Source organism: Pseudoxanthomonas wuyuanensis, from assembly GCF_900215535.1.
GTDB lineage: Bacteria > Pseudomonadota > Gammaproteobacteria > Xanthomonadales > Xanthomonadaceae > Pseudoxanthomonas_A > Pseudoxanthomonas_A wuyuanensis.
This window is the reverse complement of record NZ_OCND01000002.1, coordinates 172,105-185,880: the sequence shown is the minus strand read 5'-3', so window position 1 is coordinate 185,880 and position 13,776 is coordinate 172,105. Positions and strand designations below refer to the sequence as shown.

The following is a 13,776-nucleotide window of genomic DNA, read 5'->3' as shown; positions in this document are numbered from 1 at the left end:
CGGTCAGACCGGTCAGGGAATGCATGCTCCCGTCGCAACGACGGAACGTGCAGCCCCTAGGATTTCAAGAACGCCAACAGCTCGGCATTCAGTTGTTCCTTGCTGGTGTCGCCCAAACTATGCGTTCCGCCCGGGTAGATCTTCAGCGTGGCGTTCTTGACGAGCTTCGCCGACAGCATCGCCGATGCTCCAATCGGGACGATCTGATCGTCGTCGCCATGGATGATCAACGTCGGCACGTCGAACTTCTTCAGGTCCTCGGTGAAATCCGTTTCGGAAAACGCCTTGATGCAGTCGTAGGCATTCTTGTGCCCCGACAGCATGCCCTGCATCCACCATGACTGGATCAGTCCCTGCGACACCTTGGCACCAGGGCGGTTGAACCCGAAGAAGGGGCCGCTGGCGACATCCAGGAAGAACTGCGATCGATCCGCCAGATAGGCAGCGCGGAATCCATCGAAGACTTCCATGGGCAGGCCGCCGGGATTGGCTTCGGTCTTGAGCATGATCGGCGGCACCGCACCCATCAGCACGGCTTTCTTTACCCGCTGAGTGCCATGGCGACCGATATAGCGGGCGACTTCACCGCCACCGGTGGAGTGGCCGATCAGCGTGGCGTCTTTCACGCCGAGATGGGCGAATAGTTCCGCCATGTCGTCGGCATAGGTGTCCATGTCGTTGCCATCCCACGGCTGGCTGGAGCGTCCGTGGCCTCGTCTGTCGTGGGCGATGCAGCGGTAGCCGTTGGAGGCCAGAAAAAACATCTGCGCTTCCCACGCATCGGCGCTCAACGGCCAGCCATGGCTGAAAGTGACGATGGGACCGGTGCCCCAGTCCTTGTAGTAGAGCTGGGTGCCGTCTTTGGTGGTGAAGGTGGCCACGGTCGTGTTCTCCTGCGTTCGGATTGGGGAAGGATTGTTTGCGGGCACGCGGGTAGCAGCGGCCAGAGCGTGCAGCGGAATCGCAGCGGATGCTGCCAGCGAAGCGGCGCCGATCATCAGATTGCGGCGTGTTGCGTCCATCTCGGATGGGACCTTCGACGTCTTCATCACGCCATCTCCGAGACGGCGCGCGAATCGGCCAGGCCGCGCTGCAAGCACCGCAGCCGAACCACCTGCGCAATGGCGCCTGCCAGGAAGACCACGAAAGCGATGCCAATGGCTTTCTGCAAGTTCGGATCGTCCGGACCGGTGGCCCACGGCGCGCCAACCGGCAACCGCGTGGAGGTTTCCGTGAACGCCGGAATCATGTGAAAGAACAGCGTCAGCGAGTACGAAATCGTTTCGACATACCGACCTAGCCGGCCGAACGCCCTGCTGTAGCCTGCGACCCAGGCGATGCCCAGCACCAGCAGCGTGACGACGCCCAGCGCGTGCGGCGCGCCGAAGCCGCCATGCTGGAAAATAAAGAACCCAGTCAGGCAGGTCAGCACGGTAGTGGCCACGTAGGTCTTGCCCAACCCGTTGCGTGGCGAAATCTCCCTGTCGCGGAACAGCGCAGCCAGCGCCGCGGCAACGGCGATCAGGCTGATGGCGGTATGGATGATACCCACTGTGGTCAGGCCGAGCATGGTGCTTTCCGCAAGGAGTGAAGGAATTCGTCGGTGTAACGGCTCCACCGGCACCAGGCCGCTGCGAGCGCGCGGAAGGGATTGAAGTCCGCCGGTATCGAGCGACGGGTACAGCGCCGACTGTTCAGGAGCCTGCCGCTCTTCGTGAAAAGCGGATTGCACAATCGTGCTCAACGAAACCTGTTTCGCCCAGATTTGCTCGGGGTTGAGCGATGTAGATAGCCCGGCTCCATGACCAGGGATGAGCCCCTGCCGGTCAAACGGAGTTTGTTTATGACTCCCCGGCAATTCCATGGTCACCATGCAACCGGAGCGACGATCAACCGGGCAAGATCGGCCCTATGCGAAGCGCAATGTCGGATTGGACCGCGTTCAAGTCTCGATGATGCCGCGTTTGAGCGCGATGGTTACCGCATGCGTGCGGTCGCTGGCGGCCAGTTTGGAAAGGATGCTTTTCATATGCGCCTTGACCGTTTCTTCGGAAATGCCCAGCTGGACAGCCACGCGCTTGTTGGCGTTGCCGCCGGCCACCTGCCTCAGCACCTCTATCTCGCGCGCGCTCAGCGCCTCGCTGGAGGCATATTCGGCGATCTCTTTGGCGATTTCGGCAGGAACGCGCTTTCCGCCCGCATGCACCTGCCGGATGGTGTCGACCAGTTCCTTGCGCAGCATGCTCTTGAGCAGGTAGCCGGACGCACCGGCCTTGAACGCACGCAGCGCCTGGACATCGCCGTGGTAAGTGGTCAGCACCACGATGCGTGCCGAAGGCGAACGCTCACGGATTGCGGCGATGGCATCGATGCCGTTCATCGCCGGCATCTGCAGATCCATCAGAGTGACGTCGGGGTGATGAGCGGCGAACTGCTCAACCGCCTCGATGCCGGTAGCCGCTTCCGCCACCAGTTGCATGTCCGGCTGGCCGCCGATCACCGCGGCGATGCCTTCACGCAGCAGCGGATGATCGTCGACCACCATGATGCCTATACGGTTGCCGGTCGTCTGCACAGTCGCTTCCTCATACGTTGGCAAAGCATACGCCTCGCCGCTCAATCGCGGTCACGGCGGCCGAAAAGCGCGCGCAGCCCTTTCCAGCGCGATGCTTTCAGGCAGGGCCGATAGGCGGAGTCGGCGGGTATTCTGAGTTCCACTTCGGTTCCGGCGCCGGCCCGGGACCAGATGCTCAATCGTCCGCCGATCCGGGCGGCCCTTTCGCGCATGCCCGAAAGGCCCCAGTGCCCGGGCCTGCCGCCCTCCAGCACTTTGGCGTCCACACCGCGTCCGTCGTCCACGAAGCGCAGCCGCAGTTCGTCACGGGCATAGTCGATCTCCACCTCGATGGTGCCAGCGTCGGCGTGGTGATAGGCGTTGAGCAGAGCCTCGCGCCCGATGCGGAATATCTCGTCGCGCACCAGCGGGTCCAGCGCCTGCGCCAGGCCCTTGGTCGCAATGCGGAACGTGGCCGGATGTTCCTCCGCAAGCTCTTCGGCAACCTTGGAGAACACTTCCGACATATCGCCCGAATACTGCGTGGAGGCACGCAGATCGAGTACCCGTTCGCGCCCTTCCACCAGCACCTGGTCGGCCCGATCCAGCGCACTCTCCATTGCCATGCGCGCCGGGTCGCGCGGCGGTATCGTTTCGGCGACCGCCTGAAACCGCAGGATCAGCCCATGAATGCTTTGCAACAACGTATCGTGCAATTCGCGCGCGATGCGCTCGCGTTCCATGTGGCGCTCGTGCAAACGGGTGCGGATGTGCAGGCCGAGCTGGCGCAGGCGCAGCAGGTACAGCAGCCATAGCGCGCCGGTGCCGACCAGCACGCACAACAACACGAACCATCGGCTCTGGAAGAACGTCGGCGCAATACTGAAATCCAGGCTCGCGCCCTGCTCGTTCCACACCCCATCGTTGTTCGCGGCGATGACGCGGAAGCGATAGTCGCCGGGGCCCAGGTTGGTGTAGAACGCCTGGCGGCGCGTGCCCGCGTCCTGCCAATCCGCTTCGACGCCTTCGAGCCGGTAACGGAAACGGTTGCGCTCGGCCAAGGTCAGGCTGGTGGCGGTGTAATCGATCTCAACGCGGGTGGTGCGTTCTTTCAACCTGATCGGCGCGCAGGACGCCTGCACCATGCCATCTGCCGCCAACGAACGAATGGACACCATCGGCGGCCGAGGATTGCGGTGGATGCGGGTCGGGTCTATCCACGCCGCGCCCTGGTTGGTGGCGAACCACAGCAAGCCGTTGTCCGTCCTGATGATGGTCGAAACCGCATGGGATTGCACGGCGATACCGGGCAGTCCGTCTTGCGCGTCGAACAGCGTGTAGAGCGGCTCGTATCCGGATTCGGTCACAGCCCGGCGCAGCTCCGTCGCGGCGATGCGAACAGCACCCCGGTTGCCGTTCAGCCACAGATCGCCCTCGGGCGTTTCGGCAATGCCAGTGATGCCCGTGAATTCGCTGCCCGGCTGCTGCAGCGAACGGAACCTGCCGCCGTCCAGCAACGCGATGCCTTTTTCGCCGGCTACCACCACGTTGCGCTCGCTGGCGCTGATAGCGGTGACGTTGCCGACCCGCAGGCCTTCCTGCTCGCCATAGCTGCGGCTTGCGCGCGCGTCCGAGCTCGCCACCCGGCTTCCGGCATAACCCAGCCACATGCCGCCGCGCGCACCCGCCGCCAGCACGCTCGGCAGCGCATCCGGCAGAACCTCCACCTTGTTCCAGGTTCCATTGCGGTAGCGATAGACTCCTTCGCCATCGAGCGACAGCCACGCAACACCGGTTCGGTCCGATCCCAGCGCACGGATTTCGTGCGCGGTCCGGTTCCCTGGCAATGCAATCTGCCGGCGCTGGCCGCCGTGCAATCTCCATAGCCGTTCGTATCCCACCAGCCAGAGCACGCCGTCGGCGCTTTCGTGCGCGGATGTTATGCGCGGCAGAGAGTGCATGACCGCTTGCGTGGTCCTCCCGTCGGTACGGAACAAGGTGCCACCGCCAACCAGGGCGACCGAGTCGCCGGCGCCGCTGGTCAAACCGTATCCCAGATGGGCAAACTCGGCCACTTCCGCCAGCGCAACGACGTTGTTGCGGCGAAAACGGTTGAGCCCAAGATTGGTACCCACCCATACATTGCCTTCGTTGTCCTCCAGCACCGGCACGGCCATGTCGGAAGTCAGGCCCTGGCGTTTGGAATACGCCTCCACTCCGGTTCCCCCGCCCCTGGCGCTCTGCTCCGTGGCGCCGGCAGGGAAAGGCACCCGATAGACGCCGCCGCGCTCGGCCTCCGTTCCCCACAGGCTGCCGTCGCTGTGGAACAGCATGCGCTTGGACTGCAGCGTTGCCAGTCCGGGCACCAGCCGGTACGCGGGCTTGGCGGATTCACTGGCAACCGGACGCGTTCCATGCAGGCTGTCGGAGATCCAGACGCTGCCATCCGGCGCTTCGGCCAGTACGGCGTACGGCGCGGAACTCACGCCAGTACGTGCGAACGCGCGGGCTCCTGGCCTGGCATAAACCACGGTGTCGCCCGTGGCGACCCATAGCGTGCCGCGGGAATCCACCAGCACCCAGTCCGCGTGCGTCCAAGGATAGTTCCAATCGGCGCCGACGGTATGCCAACGCCCATCGCGGAAACGCGCCAACCCGTGCACCGTCGCGATCCAGATGGTTCCGTCGTTGCCGCGGGCAATGCGGTACACCGCCCCGTCCGGCATGCCGTTGCCCGGTGGGTAGTGCACGATGCGGTCCGGCGTCATCACGCTGGCGCCGCCAGCGTAGTAGCCGATCCAGGTTTCCTCCGCGCCGACAATGGTCAGCGCGGTGATGTTGTTCGACAGCAGCTGCGCGCCAGCCGGCGGCTCCCGGCGCTCGAACCGGATTCCGTCGAATCTGAACAGCCCGCTGCCCGTGCCCAACCAGAGAAACCCGTCCGGCGCCTGAGCCAGCGCCCAGATGTCGGCAGGGGCGCCTTCGCGGATCGTCCAGGTGCTGTGGTGGAAGCTGGACAGGCCCTGATCCGGTTCGATCGCCATTGCCGGGACGCACATGGCGATGGTCAGCATACCCGCATGCAGGCACGTGAGAATCCATCGGTACGGCAACGTGAGCGAAAGCATCTGCAGCGATTTGTCCAGGTAGGCCGGGGGTGCTTCGACGGAAAGACGCGATCGGCCACCGGTTGGCTGAAGCGGTCCTTCTCCAGGACGCAATCGTACGGACTGCGCCACGCTGCGTCAGCGTACCTACCCTTATGGGGGAGCGGGTCGTCACCCGGATCGGGGTTTCGGCCAGTCGGTGGCTGCCGGCATCCTGTTTGCGCAAGCGCAGCCAACGGCACCGCAGCGTCGTGACATGCGCCGTTGGCAGCAAACGCCCAATGCCCTGTCCGATACGGGAACACATCGTGCCAGAAGCCGCCTCTTCCTCCAGTCCGGTTCAAGCGGCCGCAGCGGCTCCCTGCGCTGCCGAACCGCATACCCGGATCGCATCCCACGGCCTCAGCGCGCGTGCGCTGGAGCGGACCCTCGCCTATATCCACGAGCATCTCTGCGAAAGTTTCACGCTGGCCGATCTGGCACGCGCAGCCTGCATCAGCCGCTTCCATTTCGCGCGGATGTTCCGCGTCAGCGTCGGCAGCAGCCCGATGGAGTACGTACTGAAAACGCGCATGGAAGCGGCCAAGCGGATGCTCGTCCGCGGCGACCAGAAGATCGCCGCGACCGCCGCCGCGCTCGGCTTCTTCGACCAGAGCCACTTCACCCGCACTTTCCGCCGCTTTACCGGAGTGTCGCCGCGCGCCTTCTCGCGCCTGCATCCGCATTCGGGGTCCGAAGACCCCGCTTGCCGTTTCGGCCGCGCGTCCTTCCATCGCTAGTCGGAGCCCGCAGCGCGCACAACGCATGCGCGCGGCCAATCCGTCCGATTCCGCTAAACAATTCCTACCGCAAGGAGAAACCCCAATGGCCAAGGCCACCACCGCCGCCGCCAAGCTGCTGCTGAGCCCGCAGGACCATACGCTGATCCTGATCGACTTCCAGTCGCAGATGGCTTTTCCGCTGCGTTCGATGGATGTCGCCCTGCTGCGCAACAACGTGGCGCTGGTGGCCCAGGGTGCGGCAGGGTTCAAGGTGCCGACCGTCGTTACCACGGTGGCGGCGGCGAGTTTCTCCGGCCCGCTGTTTCCGGAGGTGCCGGCGGCGTTTCCCGACGCCACCGTGTATGACCGCACCAGCATGAATTCCTGGGAAGACAGCCAGATCACCGGCCAGGTCAATGCCATCGGCAAAGCGCGTATCGTGCTTGCCGGCCTGTGGACCAGCGTATGCATCGTCGGTCCGGCGCTCAGCGCACTGGAACAGGGCTTCGAGGTGTATGTGATCACCGACGCCTGCGGCGACGTCAGCGATGAGGCGCACGAGCGCGCGGTCACCCGCATGGTCCAGGCCGGCGCGTATCCCATCACCAGCCTGCAATACCTGCTGGAGCTGCAGCGCGACTGGGCACGCGGCGAAACCTATGGTCTGACCACGGGCATCGCCAGGAGCCACGCCGGCGGCTACGGGCTTGGCATTCAGTACGCCAAATCGATGTTCGGGGGCGAGGAAGGCCACTGATGGCGCGGTCGCGCTCTGACCATCGCATGACGGAAACCGCTGCAGGCGCTCCCGATGATCGATGACCCCAACCGTCGCCGGCTGTTGCAGGGCGTGGCGGTAGCCTTCGCTTCCGGTCTGGCAGGCCGCGGCATCGCTTCGGGCATGGAGGGCAAGATGGCCGACCTTATCGTACGCAACGCACGCGTCACCACGCTGCATCCCGAGCTTGCTTCCGCGAGCGCGCTGGCGATCGCCGACGGCAGCATCGTCGCTGTCGGCAGCGACGCCGAGGTGATGGCCTACGCGACACGCGCGTCCCAAGTAATCGATGCGCAGGGGCGGCGCCTGATTCCAGGCCTCAACGACAGCCACACCCATCTGATACGCGGCGGGCTCAACTACAACATGGAGCTGCGCTGGGACGGCGTGCGCTCGCTGGCCGACGCGATGGCAATGCTGAAACAGCAGGTCGCACGTACTCCCGCGCCGCAATGGGTGCGGGTGGTCGGCGGCTTCAGCCAGCACCAGTTCGTCGAGAAGCGGCTGCCGACGCTGGACGAGATCAACGCGATCACGCCGGACACGCCGGTATTCCTGCTGCATCTCTACGATCGCGCGCTGCTCAACCGCGCCGCGCTGCGCGCGGTGGGCTACAGCAAGGACAGTCCGGACCCGCCCGGGGGCCGGATAGAACGCGACAAGGCCGGCAATCCCACCGGTCTGCTGCTGGCCAAGCCCAACGCGCTGATTCTCTATGCAACGCTGGCAATGGGTCCGAAGCTTCCACCGGAATACCAGATCAATTCCACCCGCCATTTCATGCGCGAACTCAACCGGCTGGGCATCACCTCGGTGATCGATGCCGGCGGCGGCTTCCAGAATTATCCGGAAGACTACGAGATCATCCACAAGCTGCATGCCGACGGCGAACTGACCGTGCGCATCGCCTATAACCTGTTCACCCAGAACAAAGGCGGCGAAGTCGCCGACTTTCAGCGCTGGACGCAACTGCTGCGGCCGCGCCAGGGCGACGACATGCTGCGCCACAACGGTGCCGGCGAGATGCTGGTGTTCTCCGCCGCGGATTTCGAGGATTTCCGCGAACCGCGCCCGGACCTTCCCGACGGCATGGAGGGCGAACTGGCCGACGTGGTACGCCTGCTGGTGCAAAATCGTTGGCCTTTCCGCATCCATGCCACCTACGACGAAAGCATCTCGCGCGTGCTGGATGTCTACGAACAGGTCGACCGCGAGGTTCCATTCGACGGCCTGCATTGGATCGTCGATCATGCCGAAACCATTTCCGAACGCAACATCGACCGCGTGCGCGCGCTGAACGGCGGCATCGCCATCCAGCACCGCATGGCATTCCAGGGCGAGTTCTTCGCCGACCGCTACGGCACCGACATGCTGAAGCGCACGCCGCCGGTACGCCGCATGCTCGCCGCAGGCGTTGCGGTCGGCGCCGGAACCGATGCCACCCGCGTGGCCAGCTACAACCCCTGGATATCGTTGTATTGGCTGGTCAGCGGCCGCACCGTGGGCGGTATGCCGATGTACGGCGACGACAACCGGTTGCAGCGCGAGGAAGCGTTGCGATTGTGGACCCATGGCAGCGCCTGGTTTTCCGACGATCAGGACCGCAAAGGCCGCCTGGCGGTGGGACAACATGCGGATTTTTCGCTGCTGTCGGCCGATTTCTTCAGCGTGGAAGAGAAGGCTATCAAGGACATCACCAGCGTGCTGACCGTGGTCGGCGGAAAGATCGTGCACGGCGATGAAGATTTCTCCCCGCTGGCTCCGCAGCTGCCGGCGCCTATGCCGGATTGGTCGCCGGTCAACCGTTTCGGCGGCTACCGGGGCGGCAGCCTGGCGCAGGCCAGCGCTGCGTTCGCGTCTGCGCACCTCCATCCGCACGGCCAGACGTGCGCCATGCACGGGCATGGGCATGCCTCGCAGCGCCAAACGCCCAGCCGCGACGTGCGCGGCTTTTGGGGTGCGCTGGGCTGCTCCTGCTACGCGTTCTGACATGGGAAACCAGCCATCCGCCGCACTGCCTCCCGGCCCCTGGGCGCCGTTTTCCCAGCCAACCTTCCGCGCACTGTGGTTGGCGATCCTGGTCGGCAACATCGGCACCTGGATGCACGATGTCGCGGCCGCCTGGGTCATGGCCGAGCGGACCGGTTCTGCGCTTTGGGTCGCCGCAGTGCAATCGGCAACCACCTTGCCGGTCGTGTTGCTGGCGCTGCTGGCCGGAACGCTGGCCGATACCGTCGACCGCCGCAAATACCTGATCGCCGCCCAGCTATGGATGTTCGGCATCGCCACACTGTTGGCGTTGCTGGCGCAGGCCGATCGGCTGGAGCCGTGGTCGCTGCTTGCGCTCACCTTCGCGTTGGGCGCCGGCGCGGCCATGGCCATGCCGGCACAGGCCGCGGCCACCTCGGAACTGGTCCCGCGCGAGATGCTGGCGCCTGCGGTTGCGCTGAATTCGGTGAGCATGAATATCGCGCGTTCGGTCGGTCCTGCCCTGGGCGGTTTGGTCGTGGCGCAGTTCGGTGCGTCCTGGGCATTCGCCATCAATGCGTTGTCGTTCCTCGGCGTGGTGGTGGTGCTATGGCGCTGGAAACGCGCGCCATCGCCATCGCTGCTGCCTCCGGAACGCTTCGGGAGCGCGCTGCGCGCCGGCCTGCGCTACGCTTCGCACGCCAACGTATTCCAGTCGGTGTTGGTGAAGTCGGCCAGTTTCTTCGTGTTCGCCAGCGCCCTGCCTGCGCTGCTGCCCATCGTGGTGCGCAAGGATCTGGCCGCCGGTTCCGGAACCTATGGCTCCCTGCTGGGCTGCATCGGCGTCGGCGCCGTCCTGGGCGCACTGTTGCTGCCGAAACTGCGCATGCGGATGGATCACGACCGCCTGGTGCTGGCGGCGTCGCTGCTTTGTGCGTTGTCGCTGTTGGGCCTGGCGTGGATACGCCAACGCGAACTGCTGTTTCCGGTGATGCTGTTGAACGGGCTAGCGTGGATCAGCGTGCTGTCGTCGCTGCAGATCGCGGCGCAGACGTCGGTGCCGCCATGGGTGCGCGCGCGGGCGCTATCCCTGTACATCGTTGTGTTCGCCTCGGGCATGGCCGCCGGCAGCCTGCTGTGGGGAGCGGTGGCGCAGCGTTGGGACACGGCTTTCGCGCTTACGCTGGCGGCAATCGCAACCTTGCTTGCCTCGGGATGGGCGCTGCGCTTCCGCCTGGGCGCGGCCGATGCGCTGGACATCACGCCTTCGGCGCACTGGCCCGAACCGCTGCTGTCTATCCCGCACGACCAGGATCGCGGCCCGGTCCTGGTCACCGTGGAATACCGCATCGCGCTGGAGGACCGGGTCGCGTTCCTGGAGCGCATGCAGTGGCTGGGCCGCAGCCGCCGCCGCGATGGCGCGGTGCAATGGGGCGTGATGGAAGACACCGCGGCGCCCGGCATCTATCTGGAGTACTTCCTGGTCGCCTCTTGGCTGGAACATCTGCGCCAGCACGAACGCGTTACCGGGGAGGAGCGTCGCCTGCAGGACGTGCTGCGCCGCCTGCATATCGGCGATGCCCCACCGCAGGTCAGGCATTTCATCGGCGGCGCACCTGCGATCCACGCCCCGCTTTCCGGAACCCACTCCGACATTTAGAGCGTGCTATTCACTTTTGGATGAGATGCGCATGAACTGGAAACTGCTGCTCGGCATCGCGCTTGGTTTCGCCATAGGCTTTGGCTGTCGCGCGTCAGGCATACCGGTGCCTGCACCGCCGCTGCTGGTAGGCGCTCTGCTGGTGGTGGCGATGACATCGGGATATCTGCTGGCGGAAAGATGGCTGACGCGCCGCGCCGCTGCGCATGTCGCCGACTGCGGTGGCCCGACCGGACAAACCGCCGGTAGGGTACAGCGATGACGGTGTCGCTATTCGGCCTGTTTTTGGCGTTGCTGATCGGCATCGGTTGCAGGCTGCTGGACATTCCCTTGCCCGCGCCGCCGAAGCTGCAGGGGGCGCTGCTGGTGGTCGCAATGACGCTTGGTTTCCTCGCCGGCGATTTCGTTTTCCGCTGAGGCAGGCGCCTCCATGCCTCAGGGGCTGTTGCCGTTTCCCGAGCGGGGCCGCGTCATCGCCCGGGCGTTGACCAACGTCCGCGTCCTCACTCTTCCTTGCCTCGAACACGCGCAATTGCGGCGCGGCCGGCTCGGGAAACGGCAATAGCCCCTAGCGCAGCACGATCAGCAGCACGCCGGTGATGGCCAGTATGGCGGTCCAGATCTGACCCGGCATCGCAGCACGCGACCAGCGGCGATGCATGGCGATGCCGCGGCAGGCGCCGGCGGCGGCGATGCCGGTCATGACCAGCATCGCCGCCATATGGACACCGACTACCGCCAGCGCCAGGGCCAGCGAGCCCGACGCGGTGATCGCGCGGGCCGGATCATTGGCCAGGCACAGCGGCACCAGCGCAGGTACCAGCATCAGCCCCGCCCCGTGCGCGGTGGCCATCAGGAACGACCAAAGCGCGATGCCGGCATGGCTGGCGTGCGTGCCGGCAGGCGTGCGTTGCCTGGTGCCGGCCAGCCAGCGGTACGCAGCCACGCCAACCAGCAGCGCGCCGGCGGCGGCGTGGATCCGGCTGCGCTCCATCGATACTCCCAACGAGAAGACGTAAGCCACCAGGGCGATCGATACCGCGTGCCCGATGCCTATCGGCAGCAGCGCACGCCAGGCCTGCCTGCTGTCGCCCGTCTGCGCGCCGCGCGCGGCGGCGAACATCCAGCCGTTGACCGGGCTCAGGCCATGCGCGGCGCCGAGTCCGGCAATCGCCAACCACGGCCACAGTTCCGACATGGCGCAATCATCCGGCTCAGCGGATCGGCCGGATCAGCGCTGTCCGGCGCAGCACGAACCGGCGGCCGGTGCCGCGGCCGCAGGATCGGTCCCGTAGCGGTCGTGGTGGCGCACCCACTCCATGCCGTAGCCCAGGCCATCCTCATCGCGCCCCTTGGGCGTCAGGTCCAGCAATGCATAGGTGTGCATCATCACTTCGACCCCACGCCCATAGCGAGAGTAGGTGTGGAAGACTTCGCCCGCATCATCCTTGCAGAACACGCTGATGCCGGGCGCCTCTTCATGCGGGAACGGCTGCATGACGTAGTTGTAGTCGACCTTGCCCGAAGACATTTCGTCCTCGCTGAAGTTGACGCCGAAGTCGTGGTTGAAGTCGGTGCCATGGGAAGAGACCCATTTGAACCGCCAGCCCATGCGCTGCCGGAAGCGCTCGATATCGGCCAACGGCGCGCGCGAGATCGCCAGAAACGTAGTGTCGCGTTGCGCCAGATGCACCGTCGCACCGTCGTTGTGGTCAGCCATGTACGAACAGCTCTTGCAGCCCTGCTCCCAGCCCGGCGCGAACATGAAGTGCTGCACCAGAAGTTGGCGGCGGCCGTCGAACAGTTCGGCCAGCGTGCGGGGACCTTCCAGCGTGTCGAAGACATACAGCTTGTCCACGCGCACCCACGGCAGCGCGCGGCGCTCGCGCGCAATTCGGTCATGCAGGCGGGTCAGCTCCTTCTCACGCACCAGCAGTTTGTTGCGTTCGGCCAGCCATTGATCCTTGGACACGACCGGATGATGGGCGGTAGCAGGTTCGGAAGCGATAGCGTTCATGTTGTTTTCCTCAGTGATGGTGTTGACGGTGCGCTCTCCCACTCCGGGAGCCGCTTTGTCCGCGCACAGGCGTTGCGTGAGAGGGCGGGCACGCGCGGATTCGGTTATCAAACCGAAGACGTCCCGATCGGGGCGGTTCGCCCTGTGCCGTGGACGGAATCGGATGTGCACGGGTACTTTGGCGTCCGCCAGCCGGGCCAGCGCTTCCCGGCTGCGGCCGGCTGTCGGCAATCAGGCCGTGGTGCGTTTCGGGCGCCGCACCGCGCGAACCTTCCCGGCCCCGCCGCCGCCGCAATAGAACAGGTCCGCGCCGTCGGATTCGAGCCCGCTGACGCCAACGCCTTGCGGCATCTGCAGCCGCTCAAGCACGGCGCCGCTGTGCGGATCGATGCGGCGGATTTCGCTCTCCTCGTCCTCCCAGGTGCCGTGCCACAACTCGTCGTCGACCCAGGTCACGCCGGTGACGAAGCGATTGGATTCGATGGAGCGGATGACGGTGCCGGACTCCGGATCGACCTGGTGGATCCTGCGACCGCGGTACTGGCCCACCCACAGGCTGCCCTCGGCCCAGGCCAGCCCCGAGTCGCCGCCGTTGCCTGGCGCCGGAATCGACTTGATCACATCGCCAGTGGCCGGATCGATCTTGTCGATGCGCGTTTCGGCAATCTGATAGAGATAAGTGCCATCGAAGGCGGTGCCGGCATCGGCGGCATGTTCCAGCGTGCGAGTCGGTTCGCCGCTTTCCGGATCGAAAGCGAGCAGCTTGTCGCCGATGGCCGCCCAGACATGGCGGCCATCGTGGGTGACGCCTCCCACGCTGTCGGCGCCGGCGAACGGACCGTATTCGCGGACGATCTCGGCCGTATGCGCTGTCGCCTGGGACTTGTCTGTACTCGGGTTGCGCTTCATGGCTTGGCCTCCTTTGCGCCGG

Annotated in this window: 12 protein-coding genes and 1 pseudogene; 6 read left to right on the top strand and 7 right to left on the bottom strand. The window is 65.4% G+C overall.

From position 1 onward, the window contains the following. Positions 1-56 precede the first annotated feature (56 nt). From CRO39_RS05880 to CRO39_RS05865, 4 genes are all read right to left on the bottom strand, one after another. Entirely contained in the window at positions 57-1,049 is a 993-nt protein-coding gene (locus tag CRO39_RS05880; RefSeq protein ID WP_425479661.1) for an alpha/beta fold hydrolase, read from the bottom strand. After that, positions 1,049-1,873 carry a DUF2306 domain-containing protein gene (locus CRO39_RS21070; RefSeq protein ID WP_202926238.1) on the bottom strand — a complete coding sequence of 275 codons (825 nt, stop codon included), beginning with the start codon at positions 1,871-1,873 and terminating at the stop codon, positions 1,049-1,051. The genes CRO39_RS05880 and CRO39_RS21070 overlap by 1 nt, the downstream gene beginning before the upstream one ends. Positions 1,874-1,942: 69 nt before the next feature. Then, complete coding sequence (locus CRO39_RS05870) at positions 1,943-2,545, bottom strand: response regulator (RefSeq protein ID WP_097121305.1); 603 nt, start codon at positions 2,543-2,545, stop codon at positions 1,943-1,945. Positions 2,546-2,616: 71 nt separating this feature from the next. After that, positions 2,617-5,628, bottom strand: coding sequence for a sensor histidine kinase (locus CRO39_RS05865; protein WP_162125639.1), 3,012 nt, complete (start codon positions 5,626-5,628; stop codon positions 2,617-2,619). A gap of 251 nt (positions 5,629-5,879) precedes the next feature. Between CRO39_RS05865 and CRO39_RS05860 the strand changes: the two genes are divergently transcribed. The 6 genes and pseudogenes from CRO39_RS05860 (at position 5,880) to CRO39_RS20235 (ending at position 11,245) form a co-directional block, all read left to right on the top strand. Next, complete coding sequence (locus tag CRO39_RS05860) at positions 5,880-6,440, top strand: helix-turn-helix transcriptional regulator (protein WP_162125640.1); 561 nt, start codon at positions 5,880-5,882, stop codon at positions 6,438-6,440. An 85-nt stretch (positions 6,441-6,525) separates the two neighbouring features. Further along, on the top strand, positions 6,526-7,179 hold the full coding sequence (locus CRO39_RS05855) for a hydrolase (protein ID WP_097120944.1): 654 nt from the start codon (positions 6,526-6,528) through the stop codon (positions 7,177-7,179). Positions 7,180-7,335: 156 nt separating this feature from the next. Next, complete coding sequence (locus CRO39_RS05850) at positions 7,336-9,189, top strand: amidohydrolase (RefSeq protein WP_097121304.1); 1,854 nt, start codon at positions 7,336-7,338, stop codon at positions 9,187-9,189. Position 9,190: 1 nt separating this feature from the next. Beyond that, on the top strand, positions 9,191-10,828 hold the full coding sequence (locus tag CRO39_RS05845) for an MFS transporter (RefSeq protein WP_102047687.1): 1,638 nt from the start codon (positions 9,191-9,193) through the stop codon (positions 10,826-10,828). 31 nt (positions 10,829-10,859) lie between these two features. Then, a pseudogene (locus tag CRO39_RS20240) lies at positions 10,860-11,021 on the top strand (DUF1427 family protein); the annotation flags it as partial. Between the two features lie 65 nt (positions 11,022-11,086). Then, a complete protein-coding gene (locus CRO39_RS20235) occupies positions 11,087-11,245 on the top strand; it encodes a DUF1427 family protein (RefSeq protein WP_102047686.1) in 159 nt (52 codons plus the stop codon). A 151-nt stretch (positions 11,246-11,396) separates the two neighbouring features. On the opposite strand, the gene CRO39_RS05840 is transcribed toward CRO39_RS20235, so the two are convergent. The 3 genes from CRO39_RS05840 to CRO39_RS05830 all read right to left on the bottom strand — a co-directional run bounded on the left by CRO39_RS05840 (position 11,397) and on the right by CRO39_RS05830 (position 13,754). After that, on the bottom strand, positions 11,397-12,026 hold the full coding sequence (locus CRO39_RS05840) for a hypothetical protein (protein ID WP_097120943.1): 630 nt from the start codon (positions 12,024-12,026) through the stop codon (positions 11,397-11,399). A 33-nt stretch (positions 12,027-12,059) separates the two neighbouring features. Continuing rightward, positions 12,060-12,845: a DUF899 domain-containing protein gene (locus CRO39_RS05835; RefSeq protein WP_097121303.1), complete on the bottom strand. Its 786-nt coding sequence runs from the start codon at positions 12,843-12,845 to the stop codon at positions 12,060-12,062. Between the two features lie 231 nt (positions 12,846-13,076). After that, the gene (locus tag CRO39_RS05830; RefSeq protein ID WP_097120942.1) at positions 13,077-13,754 is read right to left on the bottom strand and encodes an NHL repeat-containing protein; all 678 of its coding nucleotides are present in this window, start codon (positions 13,752-13,754) and stop codon (positions 13,077-13,079) included. Between the last annotated feature and the right edge of the window lie 22 nt (positions 13,755-13,776).

Excerpts from the sequence above, each read along its gene's own strand:
- CRO39_RS05880 (WP_425479661.1), bottom strand. The coding sequence starts at position 1,049 with ATGAAGACGTCGAAGGTCCCATCCGAGATGGACGCAACACGCCGCAAT.
- CRO39_RS21070 (WP_202926238.1), bottom strand. The coding sequence starts at position 1,873 with ATGGTGACCATGGAATTGCCGGGGAGTCATAAACAAACTCCGTTTGAC.
- CRO39_RS05870 (WP_097121305.1), bottom strand. The coding sequence starts at position 2,545 with ATGGTGGTCGACGATCATCCGCTGCTGCGTGAAGGCATCGCCGCGGTG.
- CRO39_RS05865 (WP_162125639.1), bottom strand. The coding sequence starts at position 5,628 with ATGCTGACCATCGCCATGTGCGTCCCGGCAATGGCGATCGAACCGGAT.
- CRO39_RS05855 (WP_097120944.1), top strand. The coding sequence starts at position 6,526 with ATGGCCAAGGCCACCACCGCCGCCGCCAAGCTGCTGCTGAGCCCGCAG.
- CRO39_RS05850 (WP_097121304.1), top strand. The coding sequence starts at position 7,336 with ATGGCCGACCTTATCGTACGCAACGCACGCGTCACCACGCTGCATCCC.
- CRO39_RS05845 (WP_102047687.1), top strand. The coding sequence starts at position 9,191 with ATGGGAAACCAGCCATCCGCCGCACTGCCTCCCGGCCCCTGGGCGCCG.
- CRO39_RS20235 (WP_102047686.1), top strand. The coding sequence starts at position 11,087 with ATGACGGTGTCGCTATTCGGCCTGTTTTTGGCGTTGCTGATCGGCATC.
- CRO39_RS05840 (WP_097120943.1), bottom strand. The coding sequence starts at position 12,026 with ATGTCGGAACTGTGGCCGTGGTTGGCGATTGCCGGACTCGGCGCCGCG.
- CRO39_RS05835 (WP_097121303.1), bottom strand. The coding sequence starts at position 12,845 with ATGAACGCTATCGCTTCCGAACCTGCTACCGCCCATCATCCGGTCGTG.
- CRO39_RS05830 (WP_097120942.1), bottom strand. The coding sequence starts at position 13,754 with ATGAAGCGCAACCCGAGTACAGACAAGTCCCAGGCGACAGCGCATACG.